We start from the raw sequence: 14,468 nt of genomic DNA on the forward strand, positions 1-14,468 counted from the left end.
TTTTCTTATCCCGCGGGAGCTGCGATGGCTGAAGCTGTACGCCACGACAAGACTGCGCGCCAACTGCGGATGCTGTCCGATGCACTGGACAGCGGCCGGCTGGGCCCGGTACGTCGCCTGGTCAACACCCTGGCCCCGGCCGAGATCGGCAACCTGCTTGAATCACTGCCGCCGGGCAAGCGCGAGGTGGTGTGGGGCCTGGTCGATCCTGAGGACGACGGCGAGGTGCTGGTCCACGTCGGCGAGGACGTGCGCGAAAGCCTGCTCGCGGACATGGACCCGGACGAGATCATCGCCGCGGTCGAAGACCTGGACATCGACGATCTGGCCGACCTGGTCGAAGACCTGCCGGATACGGTCATCGATGAAGTCCTCAAGTCGATGGACCGCGAGAACCGCGAGCGGCTGGAACAGGTGCTGTCCTATCCCGAGGACAGCGCCGGCCGCCTGATGAACCCGGACGTGGTGACCGTGCGCGCCGACGTCAACGTCGACGTGGTGCTGCGCTACCTGCGCCTGCGCGGCGAATTGCCTGACCACACCGACCACCTGTTCGTGGTCAGCCGGCGGCACCAGTATCTCGGCCGGGTGTCGCTGGCGGCACTGGTGACCCACGAGGACACCACCCCGATCAACCGCCTGATCGACGACGAGCAGCCGGCCATCGACGTCGGCGAGAGCGACCAGGAAGTGGCACGGCAGTTCTCCGACCATGACTGGATCTCCGCACCGGTAGTGGACGAGAACAACATCCTCGTTGGCCGCATCACCATCGATGACGTGGTCGACATCATCCGTGGCCAGGCCGAGCACCAGGCGCTGGGCGCAGCCGGCCTGGACGAGGACGAGGACCTGTTCAGCCCGGTCTGGCGCGCCATGCGCCGCCGCCTGATGTGGCTGTCGATCAATCTGTGCACGGCGTTCCTGGCCTCCAGCGTGGTCGGCCATTTCGAAGGCACCATCGACAAGCTGGTGGCGCTGGCGGTGCTGATGCCGATCGTCGCCGGCCTCGGCGGTAACGCCGGTACCCAGGTGCTGGCGCTGATGGTGCGCGGCCTGGCGTTGGGCCAAGTGGGCGCCTCCAACGCGCGCACGCTGCTGTGGAAGGAAGTGCGGGTGGCCGCGCTCAACGGCCTGCTGCTCGGCTCGATCCTGGGACTGATCGTGCTGGTCTGGTTCCACTCGCCCGGGCTGTCGGCGGTGATCGCCATCGCGCTGACCTGCAACCTGCTGTTTGCGGCGCTGGCCGGCGTACTGGTGCCGCTGACCCTGAAACGCTTCGGCTTCGACCCGGCGCTGGCCAGTGGCATCTTCCTGACTGCCGTGACCGACTCGATGGGCTTCTTCACCTTCCTCGGCCTGGCCACGCTGGTGCTGCTGCACTGATCCCCTGCCGGGCCGGATCCCCGCAACGCGGAGCTCCGACCCACACCAAGACCTAGGGTCGGATCCCCGCAGCGCGGGGCTCTGACCCGATTCCAACTGGACCCTCATGGCCACCACGATCGAAAACTATTTCCAGCCCGGCTGGCGCGACCAGCAGCACACCTGCCCAGCCTGCGAATGGAAGGGCAGCTCGCGTGCCATGGAGATGGAGCTGGACGAGGACGCCACCGAGTACGACTGCCCGGTCTGCGAAAACCCGTTGCTGGTGGTGCTGCACCCGGACATGGCGCAGGTGCAGGCTGCGGCGGCGGCAGGCAATGCCGAAGCGCAGGAACAACTGGACATCATTGCCAGCTTCCCGCGCCCGCAGTGATGCGGCGCAAGATGCCGCGTTGACCTGCGGCGGACTAGGATGCGGCTGAACCCACCGCTCCTGGAACGTCGATGGTCCGTACGATGATGCGCTGGCTGCCAATGCTGGCGATCCTGATGATGGCCGGCTGCGCCTCGCACCCGGACAGCGCACGTGGCCGCTTCGAATCGCGTGCGGTGAAAGTGGATGGCCGCACCGCCTATTACCAGGTGTTCATTCCGGCCACCGCGGCGCGCACGCCTGGCGCGCTGCCGGTGGTGCTGTTCCTGCACGGATCCGGCGAGCGTGGCGGCGACGGCGTCAAGCAGACCCATGCGGGGCTGGGGCCGCACCTGCGCAGGCACGCGGCCGACTTCCCCGCGTTGGCCGTATTCCCGCAGGTGCCGGGCCGCCAGGAATGGAGCGGGCGCAACAACCGCGTTGCGCTGGCCGCCCTGGACGCCACCATCGCCGAGTTCGGTGCCGATCCCTCGCGGCAGTACCTGACCGGGATGTCGATGGGCGGCTATGGCAGCTGGAACATCGCGCTGGATGACCCCGGGCGCTTCGCCGCGATCGTGCCGGTATGCGGCGCGGTGCTGGCGCCGCGCGCGGTGCGTCCGACGCTGTTCGTCGAACAGGTGGCCCAGGAATCCGATCCGTATGCCGCGATCGCCAAGCGGCTTCGGCACACACCGATCTGGATCTTCCATGGTGCGCTGGATGACGTGGTGCCGCCGGACGACGACCGCAGGCTGCACGCCGCCTTCCAAAGCGCCGCTGCACGCGACGTGCGCTACACCGAGTACCCGGAGGGCAACCACAATGCCTGGGACGCCACGTACGCGGACCCGGCAATGTGGGCATGGCTGTTCGCGCAGAAGCGCTGAACCGCGGCTTCTGCTGGGAAACATCTGTTGGTGGATACCTACCGTTGGTCGGCTTGGGTATTGGTGGGTGCCGACCGTTGGTCGGCACTATCTCTCCGCTTCGGGGTAATCCATTGCTTGGTACCTCCCATCAATCTCCCATCGGCACCAGGCATACGGATACTCTCCCACGCAGCTCGCCAAGTTCGCCCTGACCGGGTTGGCGACGATTACATCGCATGGCGAAACAGTGATTCTTCAGAACGAATGGCGTGATCGTGATAGCTCGATTGCCAAAATGGTCCTGTCTTGCCCAGCATGCGGTTGATCCGCAATGCACTGCTCGATTTGAAGCGTTGCATGATGTAGTCCAGCGAGAACGCACGGATCTCCACAAGCCAATGGATGTGGTCCGGCATGACCACATAGGCAAGTGAGTGCGTCAGGCCATCATCATCAATGCGACGGAACACATCCATCACCTCCTGTGCCGCAGTGGCATCATCGAAGTAGCGTCGACGTTCCTGGGTGACGGTGGTCAGGATGTAGGATTGCCCGATCCGGGAATGGCGGCCAAGGCGTAGGCGAGCGCGGTTCATGGGCCCAAGCGTGCGCCTGCCGGTATCTCTCTTCTATCGGGCAACACGTCAATACAGGTAGGCCCGAAACCATTCAATGGCCAGGCCCGCACTTCACCGCACTGATGGTTCAGTGCCGACCAACGGTCGGCACCCACCGGATCGGCTGAGAACAGATCAGCCGTGCCGACCAACGGTCGGCACCCACCGGGTCGGATAAGGACAGATCAGCCGTGCCGACCAACGGTCGGTACCCACCGGGCCGGATGAGGACAGATCAGCCGTGCCGACCAACGGTCGGCACCCACCAAAGTGCTCAGCCCAGCAAGGTTTCCAGCACGGCCATGCGCACCGCGACGCCGTTGGCGACCTGGCGCAGCACCCACGATTGCGGGCCATCGGCCACGTCATCGGTCACTTCCACGCCACGGTTGATCGGGCCCGGGTGCAACACGGCCGCATCCTTGCCGGCACGCGCCAGGCGCTCGCGGGTCAGGCCGTACTGCGCGTGGTACTGCTCCAGCGACGGCACCAGGCCTTCTTCCATGCGCTCGCGCTGCAGGCGCAGCATCATCAGCGCGTCGACGCCTTCCAGCATCGCGTCGAAATCATCGCCGACCACGCAGCCCTTCAGGGTCTCATCATCCGGCAGCAGCGACTGCGGGCCGCATACGCGGATCTCGCCCACGCCCAGCGTGCGCAGCGCGTGCAGGTCGGTGCGGGCCACCCGCGAGTGCTTCACATCGCCGACGATCACCACTTTCAGCTTCGAGAAATCCGGGCCCTTGGCCTGGCGCAGGGTCAGCATGTCGAGCAGGCCCTGGGTGGGGTGCGAACTGCGGCCGTCGCCGGCATTGATCAGCGCGGTGCCCTCGCCCGCAGCGTCGGCAAGCGCGGCCACGGCGCCGTCATCGGGGTGGCGCACCACGAAGCCGCGCACGCCCATCGCTTCCAGGTTGCGCAGCGTGTCGCAGGCGGTTTCGCCCTTGCGCGTGGACGAGGTCGAGGCATCGAAGTTCAGCACATCGGCCCCGAGGCGCTGCGCGGCCAGCTGGAACGAGCTGCGGGTGCGCGTGGACGGCTCGAAGAACAGCGTGCACACCGCCGAACCAGCCAGCACGTGGCGCTTGTTGCCGACACGGCCGACTGCGGCGTCGCGGATCTGCCCAGCCCGATCGAGCAACTGCAGCAGGGTTTCGCGCGGCAGGCCCTCCAGGGTCAGCAGGTGGCGCAGGCGTCCGGAGACATCGATTTGCTGGGCAGTCATGGCGGGAGTCGTGCAGTCAGGGAATGGGGGTGGCGTCGTCGGGGGACGACAGCCAGCGGTCGATGATCACCGCCGCGGCCACGGCGTCGAGGGCGGCCGCATCACGGCGACGCTTGCGCCCTTCGGCGCGCTCGACGGCGAAACGGCGGGCAGCCTCGACCGAGCTGGAACGCTCGTCGATCATCACCACCGGCAGCTTGAAGCGCTCCCGCAGCTGGCGGGCAAAGCCCTGCGCACGCTTGCGGTTGGGCTGGTCCTGGCCGTCCAGGGTCAGCGGGTCGCCGACCACCAGGCCGTCGGGCTTCCATTCCTTGAGCAGGCGTTCGATCGCGGTCCAGTCCGGGCCGTTGCCGTGCACATCGACCACCGCCACCGCGCGCGCATGCGCGGCAAAGGCACTGCCGATGGCCACGCCGATCCGCCGCGAGCCGACATCAAAACCCAGGACCGTGCCGTCACGACGGATGGCCGGGGCAGCAGAATCCGGTGCGGGCGTGATGGGCTCAGACATGGCCGCTGTAGTCAGTCAGCCGGAACAGGTCGACACCGATACGCGAAGCCGCACCCTGCCAGCGCTGCTCCAGCGGCAGCTGGAACACCAGCTCGGCATCGGCCGGCACGGTCAGCCAGCTGTTCTCGGACAGCTCGCTTTCCAGCTGCCCTGCGCCCCAACCGGCACAGCCGAGGGTGACCACCGCATTGGCCGGGCCTTCGCCGCGCGCCATCGCTTCGAGGATGTCGCGCGAGGTGGTCAGGTACAGGCCGTGGCCCACGGTCAGGCTGGAATCCCACGCGCGCGCGTCGTCATGGATGACGAAGCCGCGCTCGGGATGCACCGGGCCGCCATTGAGCACCATGCGCGCCTGCAGGTCGCCATCACCGGTGGTGATGTCCATCTGCGCGAGCACTTCACCCAGCGTGTATTCGGAAGGCTGGTTGACCAGCACGCCCATCGCCCCGCTCTCGTCGTGCTGGCAGATCAGCGCGACGCTGCGGGCAAAGGTCGCGTCGAGCAGCGACGGCAGCGCGACGAGCAGGTGATCGGCAAGGGAGGTCGGCATTACAGGCATGGGCCCATTCTACCTGCTGGGGGCGGGATGGTCGCGCGATGGCGCCGAACCACGATGGGCTAGGATGGTGCTTTGCCACGGAAGGTCATTGATGCCGTCTTCTTCGCCCCTGACCCTGCCGGCACGCAGCGCCATCGTCCTGCTTGCCCTGCTGCAGGGCCTGATGCTGTATGCCGCGCAGGAGCTGTCCGATGCCTGGCCATTCCGCGATATCGGCTGGCGCTACTGCTGGTACGCCTGGGTGCTGGCCATTCCCAGCGCGGTGGCGCTGAGCCTGGTCGAGCTGGGCCAGCGCCGACTGTGGCTGCAGGCCGTGCTCGGCTCGGCGGTGGTGCTGGCGCTGGCCGCCTGGATCGGCTGGAACCTCAATGGCGAGACCGCACTGGAGTCGGGCGCGCTGCAGTTTCCGTTGACCCTGGGCATGGGCGTGGCGGTGTTCGTGGCACTGCCCTGGTGGCAGTTCCAGCTGCAGCATGGGCACTGGCGCGCCAGCTACCCCGAGTTGTTCGAGCGCGCCTGGCAGAACGGTTTGACCCTCGCTTTGGCGGCGCTGTTCACCGGGCTGACCTGGCTGCTGCTGTGGCTGTGGGCAGCGCTGTTCCAACTGCTGGACGTGAATGTCTTCCGCGACCTGTTCCGGCAGGACGCTTTCATCGCACTGGCCACCGGCAGCCTGGCCGGGTTCGGCGTGCTGATCGGGCGCACCCAGCACCGTGCGATCCAGATCACCCGCCAGGTGCTGTTCGCGATCTGCCGCGGGCTGCTGCCGCTGCTGTCGTTCATCGCCGTATTGTTCGTGCTGAGCCTGCCGCTTACCGGGCTGGAACCGCTGTGGAAGACCCGTTCGGCCGCCAGCCTGCTGGTGGTGGTGTCGCTGCTGCTGGTGACGTTCACCAATGCGGTCTACCAGCAGGGGGAAGACAGTGTCTCCTACCCTCTGGTGCTGCGCAGGCTGGTCGAAGCCAGCCTGCTGACACTGCCGGTTTACGCCGCGCTGGCACTGTATGCATTGGGCCTGCGCGTGGCGCAGTACGGCTGGACCCTGGATCGCTTCTGGGCGGTGCTCGTCGCATTGGCCACGGCCGGCTATGCCGTGGGCTACGCGCTGGCGGTGCTGCGCCGGCAGCGCCGCTGGCTGCAGATGCTGGAGCCGGTCAACCGCTGGATGTGCTGGGCGGTGCTGGCACTGGCACTGCTGGGCAACTCGCCGCTGCTGGATCCGGTGCGGCTGACCCTGTCCAGCCAGCTGGCGCGCCTGCGTGCGGATCCGCCGGCGATCACCAGCAGCGACGTCAACGTGCTGCGCTTCGATCTGGGGCGCCGTGGCGTGCGGGCGCTGCGCGAACTGCAGCGCGATCCGGCCATCACCGCCGATGCCAACGCGCCACAGGTGATCGCTGCTGCACTGGCACGCACCTCACGCTGGGACGACGGCCACCGCCTCGACAAGGGGCCGCAGGACGTCGCCGCCCTGCAGCGCGCGCTGAAGCTGGCCAAGGGATCCAGTTCTCCACCGGACGACTGGTGGAAAGCTCTGGCCACCCGATCGATCAATGGCGAATCCTGCGCCCAGAGCGAGCGCGACTGCCTGATCGTGCATCGCGACCTGGACGGCGATGGTACCGGCGAGGTGCTGCTGTGCGAGCTGAACACCCACCGTGGACCGGACTGCGTGCTGTACGCACGTGGCAAGGATTCCCAGTGGCGCCGGGCCGGTGCGCTGTTCGGCACCGTCAGCGGCCAGGCCGAGACGATCAACCAGGCCCTGCGTGACGGCAGACTCACGCTCATTCCACCGCGCTGGCCGATGCTGTCCATCGGCGGGCACCCTGCGGTGGCCATCGATCCCGAATCCGAATCCGATTCCAACGAGCCTTCCCCATGAGCGGCTACTGCCTCATCGCCCCGGGCCATCCGGTGCACGACTATTACCACGCCAACGAGTACGGCTTCCCGCAGCGTGACGAGCGCGAGCTGTTCGAGCGGCTGGTGCTGGAAATCAACCAGGCCGGCCTGAGCTGGGAAACGATCCTGAAGAAGCGCGAGGGCTTCCGCGCGGCCTACGACGGCTTCGATGTCGACCGCGTGGCGGCGTATGCCGAGCAGGACATCGAGCGCCTGCTGTCGGACGCAGGCATCATCCGCAACCGGCTGAAGGTACGGGCGGCGATCCACAACGCGCAGGTGATCCAGCAGTTGCGGGCCAGCCATGGCAGCTTCGCGGCGTGGCTGGATGCGCACCACCCGCGCAGCAAGGCCGACTGGGTGAAGCTGTTCAAGAAGACGTTCCGCTTCACCGGCGGCGAGATCACCGGCGAATTCCTGATGAGCCTGGGCTACCTGCCCGGTGCGCACGCCGAGGATTGCCCGGTGCATGCGCGGCTGCTGATGCTGTCGCCGCCGTGGTTGAAGGCTGCCGCCCGCTGATGGATATCCGCCGGGCATGGCCCGGCGCTGCCATGCATGGGTTCCGGTAGTGCCGGCCGCTGGCCGGCAACACCGTTGAACGTCACACGCCCATGTAGCGGCCGGGGCGGTGGTTGAACATCAGCACCAGGCTGAGCACCACCGCGCCGATGGCCGAATACAGCACCTTCGACGGCGACAACACGAAGAACGCGGCCACCATCAGGCACGCGTCGTAGGACATCTGCACCTTGCCCGCGCTCCAGCCACGGGTGCGCTGCAGGTACACCGCCAGGATGCCGATGCCGCCAAGGCTTGCACGGTGGCGGATGAAGAACAGGATGCCCAGGCCGGACAACGCACCGCCGACAATCGCCGAGTACAGCGGGTTGATGTGCGAGAAGTCGATCCAGCGCGGCAGCAGGTCGGTCAGCACGCCACAGGCGGTGACCGCGGCGAAGGTCTTCAGGGTGAATTCCCAGCCCATGCGCCGCAGCGCCACCCAGTAGAACGGCAGGTTGACCAGCACGAACACCAGGCCGAAGTTCCAGCCCATCGCGTAGTGCAGCAGGAAGGCCATGCCCGCCATGCCGCCGATCATCAGCCCGCCCTTGGCGAAGATGGCCAGGCCCAGCGAGGCCACCATCGTGGCCAGCACCATGCCCTGCACGTCCTCGGCGATCGAGTGACGCAGCGCTTTGTCGTCGGCGGTGGTGCCGGCGCTGTCGGGCGGCGGGGTCAGCGGACCGGCGGTGACCAGGTGGCCGTCAGCGTCGTCGCACGGCGCGGGGCCATGGGAGGGAAGGGACATGCGGGTGGGGGAACAGCAGGTGGGGAGCGCTATTAGACACGATCCGCATGACAGTTGCAGATGAAATCGTTCAGCTGAATGCGTCCCACCCTGCCCTCCGCCGGCCGCTGGTTACCCCTTGCCGGCCAGGTGGTATGCCACCAGCGCGTTGGCGTGGCCATGGCCCAGGCCGTGCTCGCTCTTCAGGAAGCTGACCAGTTCCATGTGTTTCAGGCCCTTCTTCCCCGCCAGCAGCCCGAACCAGTGCGCCACCGGCTGCCCGTAGGTCTTCTCGATGGAGGGGAAGTACGAGGCCGGGCCTTTCGGCTTGGTGCCAGTGCTCATGTGCAGCCCCCGTTGTTGAAGTCATTCATTTGACGAACCACAGACGCAGCAATCGACACACCCTCACGTAGTGGGGCCGGATCCCGTGCCGACCAACGGTCGGCACCCACCGACAGCAGCGGGAAACTGTCGAAGGCGGGGTGGGTCCGGTTGCGGGGGCGTGAGCGCCATGGATGGCGCGACCGAGGCTACATGGACGTACTTGCGCCGTCCCCCGCGACCTGAGCCACCTCGCCTTCCACAGGAAGCCAGCTTTTGACGTTGACGTTGTTTCGGCAGGTGCCGGGCGCAGCCCGGTCGTATCATCCCCGCATGCCCCGCGAAAATCTCAACGATCTGCAGGCCTTTGTCCACGTTGCCCGCGAGGGCAGCTTCACCAAGGCTGCCGCCCAACTGGGCGTGTCCCAGTCCGCGCTCAGCCATGCCATGCGCGGACTGGAGCAGCGCCTGGGCGTGCGCCTGCTGACCCGCACCACCCGCAGCGTCTCGACCACCGAAGCCGGTGCCCGCCTGCTCGATACCCTGGCCCCGCGCCTGGCCGAGATCGAGGACGGGCTGGCCGCGCTGGCCGAGTACCGTGAACGCCCGGCCGGCACCATCCGCATCAATGCCACCGGCCACGCCGCCGAGTACATCGCCTGGCCCAGGCTGGCGCCGTTGCTGCGGCAGTATCCGGATTTGAAGGTGGAACTGGCGGCCGACTACGGGTTGGCCGACATCGTGGCCGAGCGCTACGACATCGGCATCCGCCTGGGCGAGCGGCTGGCGCGCGACATGATCGCCGTACCGATCAGCCCGCCGCTGCGCATGCGCGTGGTCGGGGCGCCCAGCTACTTCCGCCAGCACGTGGTGCCGCGGCATCCGGACGACCTGGCCGGGCACAACTGCGTGACCCTGCGGCTGCCTACGCATGGTGGGCTGATGCCGTGGGATTTCGGCCAGGACGGCAATGAACTGAGCGTGCGCGTGAGCGGCCAGTGGACGTTCAACACCATGGGCATGACCCGCACCGCTGCGCTGGCCGGCAGCGGATTGGCCTGGCTGCCGCAAGACCAGGTGCAGCCGATGCTGGACGATGGACGGCTGCAATCAGTGCTGGACGACTGGTGCCCGCACTTCGATGGTTACTACGCGTATTACCCTTCGCGCCGCCACGTGACCGTGGCGATGCGGACGGTGCTTGATGCGCTGCGCGGGCCGATGGGGTGTTGAGGAGTGCGGACCAACGGTCCGCACCCACCTGGTGATCAACCCTTGGCCTGTGCCGCACGCTGCGGGTTGTAGCGCTCGCCAACGATCGACACTTCGTCCAGCGCCTGCGCGATGCGTTGCAGTTCTTCCGGCGCCAGCTGCAGGTCGGCCGCGCCCAGGTTTTCTTCCAGGCGATGAACCTTGGTGGTGCCCGGAATCGGCACGATCCACGGTGCCTGCGCGAGCAGCCAGGCCAGTGCGACCTGCGCAGGCGTCGCACCGCGCGCTGCCGCAATCGTGCTGATGCGATCCACCAACGCCTGGTTGGCGCGGCGCGCCTCCACTTCGAAACGCGGCACGGTATTGCGGAAGTCGTTGGCGTCGAAGGTGGTATCGGCGTTGATCGCACCGGTCAGGAAGCCGCGGCCCAGCGGGCTGAACGGCACGAAGCCGATGCCCAGCTCCTGCAGCGTCGGCAGCAGCTCACGCTCCGGCTCGCGCCACCACAGCGAATACTCACTCTGCACGGCGGCGACCGGCTGCACGGCATGCGCGCGACGCACGGTGGCAGCACTGGCCTCGGACAGGCCGAAGTGGCCGACCTTGCCCTCGGCGATCAGGTCGCGCACGGTGCCGGCCACATCCTCGATCGGCACGTTCGGGTCGACGCGGTGCTGGTAGAACAGATCGATATGGTCGGTACGCAGGCGCTTGAGGCTGGCTTCGGCCACGGCACGGATGTTCTCCGGGCGGCTGTCCAGGCCAGCATCGGTGCGCGCGTCCTTGAAACCAAACTTGGTGGCGATCACCAGCCTGTCGCGGTGGGGCGCCAAGGCCTGGCCGAGCAGGTCTTCGTTGGTGTACGGGCCGTACACCTCGGCGGTGTCGAAGAAGGTCACGCCGCGCTCGACGGCGGCGTGCAGCAGGGCGATGCCCTGGCTCGGTTCAACCGGCTGGCCGTAGGCATGGGTCAGGCCCATGCAACCCAGGCCCAGGGCGGAAACCTTCAGGCCGCTGCGGCCGAGTTCACGTGTCTGCATCGTCGTACTCCAGAGGGGGAGTGCTGACGATACGCCTGCGGTGGCGATGGATTGAGCCGGCTGGACCGCAGTCGGTCATGACTGGAATTCATCAATCCGGTCATGACCGTTGCCGGCCAGGTCAGCGGATTTCGGAGATCTCCACCCCATCCAGCCCCTGCGACAGGGTGCGCGCGTCGCCGCCCTGGCTGAGCTTGATGCGCAGGCGCACCTCGTTCTGCGAATCGGCGTAACGCAGCGCGTCCTCGTAGCTGATCTCGCCGGCCTGGTACAGCTCGAACAGGCTCTGGTCGAAGGTCTTCATGCCCAGCTGGACCGAGTCCTTCATCACTTCCTTCAACTTGTGGATCTCGCCGTCGCGGATGTAGTCCTGTACCAGTGGCGTGCCCAGCAGGATCTCCATCGCCACCTTGCGCGAGCGGCCATCGGGCGACGGCACCAGCTGCTGCGCGACCACGCCCTTGAGGTTCAGCGACAGGTCCATCAACAGCTGGTTGCGGCGGTCTTCCGGGAAGAAGTTGACGATGCGGTCCATCGCCTGGTTGGCATTGTTGGCATGCAGCGTGGCCAGCACCAGGTGGCCGGTTTCGGCGAACGCGATGGCGTGGTCCATGCCTTCGCGGGTACGCACCTCGCCGATCATGATCACGTCCGGCGCCTGGCGCAGGGTGTTCTTCAGCGCGGCTTCCCAGCTGTCGGTATCGATGCCGACTTCGCGCTGGGTGATGATGCAGCCCTCGTGCTTGTGCACGAATTCGATCGGGTCTTCGATGGTGATGATGTGGCCGGTCGAGTTCTGGTTGCGGTAACCGATCATCGCCGCCAGCGAAGTCGATTTACCGGTACCGGTGGCACCGACGAACAGGATGATGCCGCGCTTGGTCATCGCCAGCGTCTTGATGATCGGCGGCAGGCTCAGCTCTTCCACGGTCGGAATGCGCGTCTCGATGCGACGCAGCACCATGCCGACCTGGTTGCGCTGGTAGAAGCAGCTCACGCGGAAACGGCCGACACCGGACAGGCCGATGGCGAAGTTGCATTCGTGGGTCTTCTCGAATTCCTCGCGCTGTGCCGGGGTCATCACGTTGAGGACCAGGTCGCGGCTCTGCTGCGGCGTCAGTGGCGTCTGCGTGATCGGCGAGATCTTGCCGTTGACCTTCATCGCCGGTGGCATACCCGCAGTGATGAACAGGTCAGAGGCGCGCTGGTGCGCCATCAGCTTGAGGAACGAAGTGAAATCGATGGTGGTCGCGGTGGTGTTCACGGCGGGCTCCCGGAAAGCGGTTTACCAGGTAACGGTCGGTGGAGGAAACAACACGGAGCGGCCGCGCCATTGCGCGCGCCGCCCGTCGCTGTCCCGCCTTACTCGAACAGGCGCTTGTCCTTGGCGTACTCGCGGGCCTGGTTGCGGGTGATCAGGCTGCGCTTGACCAGGTCCTGCAGGTGCTGGTCCAGGGTCATCATGCCGTACTGCTGGCCGGTCTGGATGGCCGAGTACATCTGCGCCACCTTGTCCTCGCGGATCAGGTTGCGGATGGCCGGGGTGCCGACCATGATTTCCCACGCCGCGGTACGGCCGCCGCCGACCTTCTTCAGCAGTGCCTGCGAGATCACCGCACGCAGCGACTCGGACAACATCGAACGCACCATCGGCTTTTCGCCGGCCGGGAACACGTCGATGATACGGTCGATGGTCTTGGCCGCCGAACTGGTGTGCAGGGTGCCGAACACCAGGTGGCCGGTTTCCGCAGCGGTCAGTGCCAGGCGGATGGTTTCCAGGTCGCGAAGTTCGCCGACCAGGATGATGTCCGGGTCCTCACGCAGTGCCGAGCGCAGTGCTTCGTTGAACCCATGCGTGTCACGGTGCACTTCGCGCTGGTTGATCAGGCACTTCTGCGAGGTGTGCACGAATTCGATCGGATCCTCGACGGTGAGGATGTGGCCGTATTCGTTCTTGTTGATGTAGTCGATCATCGCCGCCAGCGTGGTCGACTTGCCCGAGCCGGTCGGGCCGGTCACCAGGATCAGGCCCTGCGGTTGCTGGATCACCTCGCGGAACAGCGGCGGGCAGGCCAGGTCCTCGAGGGTGAGCACCTCGGACGGAATGGTACGGAACACCGCACCGGCGCCGCGGTTCTGGTTGAACGCGTTCACACGGAAGCGCGCCAGCGACGGGATCTCGAAGGAGAAGTCCACTTCGAGGAATTCCTCGTAATCGCGGCGCTGCTTGTCGGACATGATGTCGTACACCAGCGCGTGGACCTGCTTGTGGTCCAGGGCCGGGATGTTGATCCGGCGAACGTCGCCGTCCACGCGGATCATCGGCGGCAGGCCTGCAGACAGGTGCAGGTCGGACGCTTTGTTCTTTACGGAAAACGCCAGCAGTTCGGCGATATCCATGAGCGGCTACTCCCCAATAACGGCTTCGACTGGAAGGATCTTTCCCCGGGCGGCAGTATAGCCTCCTGATTCAACGGAACGCGTTACGTGGCCACTCCCCTGCCCCAGATCCTGAGCAACCTGCATGCCGCCGCCGAGGCGGCCGGCCGGCCCGATCCGCGCCTGCTGGCCGTTTCCAAGACCCAACCGGCCGAGGCCGTGGCTGCGCTGGCCGCACAGGGCCAGCAGGCCTTCGGCGAGAACTATGTGCAGGAAGCGCTGGCCAAGATGCAGGCGCTGCAGCACCTGGCGCTGGAGTGGCATCTGATCGGCCACCTGCAGTCGAACAAGGCCGAGGCGGTGGCCACCCATTTCGACTGGGTGCAGAGCGTGGACCGGCCCAAGCTGGTAACGGCGCTGGCGCGCCATCGCCCGGCCGCACGCGGCCCGCTGAACGTGCTGATCCAGGTCAACATCGACGATGAATCCAGCAAGCACGGCTGTGCACCGGAGGATGTCGAGGGGCTGGCCGCTGCGATTGCCGCCGAGCCCTCGCTGTGCCTGCGTGGCCTGATGGCGATTCCCGCGCCATGGCCCGAGGCCGAGCGTCGCCGCGATGCATTCGTGCGCATGCGCACACTTTTCCAGTCGCTGGCCGCCCAGCGCGCGCAGGTCGACACGCTGTCGATGGGCATGAGCAGCGACTACGCCGAAGCCATCGCCGAGGGCGCCACCCTGGTGCGCATCGGCACCGCCCTGTTCGGCGCGCGCGCGCGACCGGCCTGATTTTCCAAG

General features: G+C 66.7%; 15 protein-coding genes and 1 pseudogene. 7 read left to right on the top strand and 9 right to left on the bottom strand.

Annotation, left to right across the window (positions count from 1 at the left end):
• Window positions 1–24: 24 nt before the first annotated feature.
• From mgtE to ACM0PB_RS10640, 3 genes are all read left to right on the top strand, one after another.
• Window positions 25–1,386 (top strand): magnesium transporter, encoded by a 1,362-nt coding sequence (gene mgtE, locus ACM0PB_RS10630; protein WP_049410631.1) that lies wholly within the window; start codon window positions 25–27, stop codon window positions 1,384–1,386.
• 106 nt (window positions 1,387–1,492) lie between these two features.
• Entirely contained in the window at window positions 1,493–1,759 is a 267-nt protein-coding gene (locus ACM0PB_RS10635) for a hypothetical protein (protein WP_019659457.1), read from the top strand.
• A 71-nt stretch (window positions 1,760–1,830) separates the two neighbouring features.
• Window positions 1,831–2,628 (top strand): carboxylesterase family protein, encoded by a 798-nt coding sequence (locus ACM0PB_RS10640; protein ID WP_065185824.1) that lies wholly within the window; start codon window positions 1,831–1,833, stop codon window positions 2,626–2,628.
• Between the two features lie 87 nt (window positions 2,629–2,715).
• On the opposite strand, the pseudogene ACM0PB_RS10645 reads toward ACM0PB_RS10640, so the two are convergent.
• The 4 genes and pseudogenes from ACM0PB_RS10645 to ACM0PB_RS10660 form a co-directional block, all read right to left on the bottom strand.
• A pseudogene (locus ACM0PB_RS10645) lies at window positions 2,716–3,206 on the bottom strand (REP-associated tyrosine transposase).
• A 295-nt stretch (window positions 3,207–3,501) separates the two neighbouring features.
• Window positions 3,502–4,452, bottom strand: coding sequence for an aspartate carbamoyltransferase catalytic subunit (locus tag ACM0PB_RS10650; protein WP_065177948.1), 951 nt, complete (start codon window positions 4,450–4,452; stop codon window positions 3,502–3,504).
• 16 nt (window positions 4,453–4,468) lie between these two features.
• Window positions 4,469–4,963 (bottom strand): Holliday junction resolvase RuvX, encoded by a 495-nt coding sequence (ruvX, locus tag ACM0PB_RS10655; protein WP_005408378.1) that lies wholly within the window; start codon window positions 4,961–4,963, stop codon window positions 4,469–4,471.
• Window positions 4,956–5,522 (bottom strand): YqgE/AlgH family protein, encoded by a 567-nt coding sequence (locus tag ACM0PB_RS10660; RefSeq protein WP_414604482.1) that lies wholly within the window; start codon window positions 5,520–5,522, stop codon window positions 4,956–4,958. The genes ruvX and ACM0PB_RS10660 overlap by 8 nt, the downstream gene beginning before the upstream one ends.
• Window positions 5,523–5,613: 91 nt before the next feature.
• Between ACM0PB_RS10660 and ACM0PB_RS10665 the strand changes: the two genes are divergently transcribed.
• Window positions 5,614–7,407: a DUF4153 domain-containing protein gene (locus tag ACM0PB_RS10665; RefSeq protein ID WP_065185823.1), complete on the top strand. Its 1,794-nt coding sequence runs from the start codon at window positions 5,614–5,616 to the stop codon at window positions 7,405–7,407.
• Entirely contained in the window at window positions 7,404–7,949 is a 546-nt protein-coding gene (locus ACM0PB_RS10670) for a DNA-3-methyladenine glycosylase I (protein ID WP_005415544.1), read from the top strand. The genes ACM0PB_RS10665 and ACM0PB_RS10670 overlap by 4 nt, the downstream gene beginning before the upstream one ends.
• Before the next feature lie 82 nt (window positions 7,950–8,031).
• Here the strand turns inward: ACM0PB_RS10670 and ACM0PB_RS10675 are convergent, their stop codons facing one another.
• On the bottom strand, window positions 8,032–8,739 hold the full coding sequence (locus ACM0PB_RS10675) for a YitT family protein (RefSeq protein ID WP_005415543.1): 708 nt from the start codon (window positions 8,737–8,739) through the stop codon (window positions 8,032–8,034).
• A gap of 111 nt (window positions 8,740–8,850) precedes the next feature.
• Window positions 8,851–9,063, bottom strand: a complete 213-nt coding sequence (locus ACM0PB_RS10680) for a DUF4287 domain-containing protein (RefSeq protein ID WP_005415542.1) — start codon at window positions 9,061–9,063, stop codon at window positions 8,851–8,853.
• A gap of 312 nt (window positions 9,064–9,375) precedes the next feature.
• Here ACM0PB_RS10680 and ACM0PB_RS10685 point away from each other — a divergent pair, with 312 nt between their 5' ends.
• Complete coding sequence (locus ACM0PB_RS10685) at window positions 9,376–10,275, top strand: LysR family transcriptional regulator (RefSeq protein ID WP_065177951.1); 900 nt, start codon at window positions 9,376–9,378, stop codon at window positions 10,273–10,275.
• Between the two features lie 35 nt (window positions 10,276–10,310).
• Here ACM0PB_RS10685 and ACM0PB_RS10690 read toward each other — a convergent pair whose 3' ends face one another.
• From ACM0PB_RS10690 to ACM0PB_RS10700, 3 genes are all read right to left on the bottom strand, one after another.
• Entirely contained in the window at window positions 10,311–11,294 is a 984-nt protein-coding gene (locus ACM0PB_RS10690; protein ID WP_065197106.1) for an aldo/keto reductase, read from the bottom strand.
• Between the two features lie 121 nt (window positions 11,295–11,415).
• A complete protein-coding gene (locus tag ACM0PB_RS10695) occupies window positions 11,416–12,558 on the bottom strand; it encodes a PilT/PilU family type 4a pilus ATPase (RefSeq protein ID WP_005415539.1) in 1,143 nt (380 codons plus the stop codon).
• 98 nt (window positions 12,559–12,656) lie between these two features.
• Complete coding sequence (locus tag ACM0PB_RS10700; RefSeq protein ID WP_004147099.1) at window positions 12,657–13,694, bottom strand: type IV pilus twitching motility protein PilT; 1,038 nt, start codon at window positions 13,692–13,694, stop codon at window positions 12,657–12,659.
• An 87-nt stretch (window positions 13,695–13,781) separates the two neighbouring features.
• Here ACM0PB_RS10700 and ACM0PB_RS10705 point away from each other — a divergent pair, with 87 nt between their 5' ends.
• Window positions 13,782–14,459 carry a YggS family pyridoxal phosphate-dependent enzyme gene (locus ACM0PB_RS10705; RefSeq protein ID WP_065197107.1) on the top strand — a complete coding sequence of 226 codons (678 nt, stop codon included), beginning with the start codon at window positions 13,782–13,784 and terminating at the stop codon, window positions 14,457–14,459.
• The last annotated feature ends 9 nt before the right edge of the window (window positions 14,460–14,468 follow it).

Origin of the sequence: Stenotrophomonas sp. AR029 (assembly GCF_047520695.2) — a bacterium.
GTDB classification, from domain to species: domain Bacteria; phylum Pseudomonadota; class Gammaproteobacteria; order Xanthomonadales; family Xanthomonadaceae; genus Stenotrophomonas; species Stenotrophomonas sepilia.

Coding starts and splice junctions, on each gene's coding strand:
- mgtE (WP_049410631.1), top strand. CDS start 25: ATGGCTGAAGCTGTACGCCACGACAAGACTGCGCGCCAACTGCGGATG.
- ACM0PB_RS10635 (WP_019659457.1), top strand. CDS start 1,493: ATGGCCACCACGATCGAAAACTATTTCCAGCCCGGCTGGCGCGACCAG.
- ACM0PB_RS10640 (WP_065185824.1), top strand. CDS start 1,831: ATGGTCCGTACGATGATGCGCTGGCTGCCAATGCTGGCGATCCTGATG.
- ACM0PB_RS10650 (WP_065177948.1), bottom strand. CDS start 4,452: ATGACTGCCCAGCAAATCGATGTCTCCGGACGCCTGCGCCACCTGCTG.
- ruvX (WP_005408378.1), bottom strand. CDS start 4,963: ATGTCTGAGCCCATCACGCCCGCACCGGATTCTGCTGCCCCGGCCATC.
- ACM0PB_RS10660 (WP_414604482.1), bottom strand. CDS start 5,522: ATGCCTGTAATGCCGACCTCCCTTGCCGATCACCTGCTCGTCGCGCTG.
- ACM0PB_RS10665 (WP_065185823.1), top strand. CDS start 5,614: ATGCCGTCTTCTTCGCCCCTGACCCTGCCGGCACGCAGCGCCATCGTC.
- ACM0PB_RS10670 (WP_005415544.1), top strand. CDS start 7,404: ATGAGCGGCTACTGCCTCATCGCCCCGGGCCATCCGGTGCACGACTAT.
- ACM0PB_RS10675 (WP_005415543.1), bottom strand. CDS start 8,739: ATGTCCCTTCCCTCCCATGGCCCCGCGCCGTGCGACGACGCTGACGGC.
- ACM0PB_RS10680 (WP_005415542.1), bottom strand. CDS start 9,063: ATGAGCACTGGCACCAAGCCGAAAGGCCCGGCCTCGTACTTCCCCTCC.
- ACM0PB_RS10685 (WP_065177951.1), top strand. CDS start 9,376: ATGCCCCGCGAAAATCTCAACGATCTGCAGGCCTTTGTCCACGTTGCC.
- ACM0PB_RS10690 (WP_065197106.1), bottom strand. CDS start 11,294: ATGCAGACACGTGAACTCGGCCGCAGCGGCCTGAAGGTTTCCGCCCTG.
- ACM0PB_RS10700 (WP_004147099.1), bottom strand. CDS start 13,694: ATGGATATCGCCGAACTGCTGGCGTTTTCCGTAAAGAACAAAGCGTCC.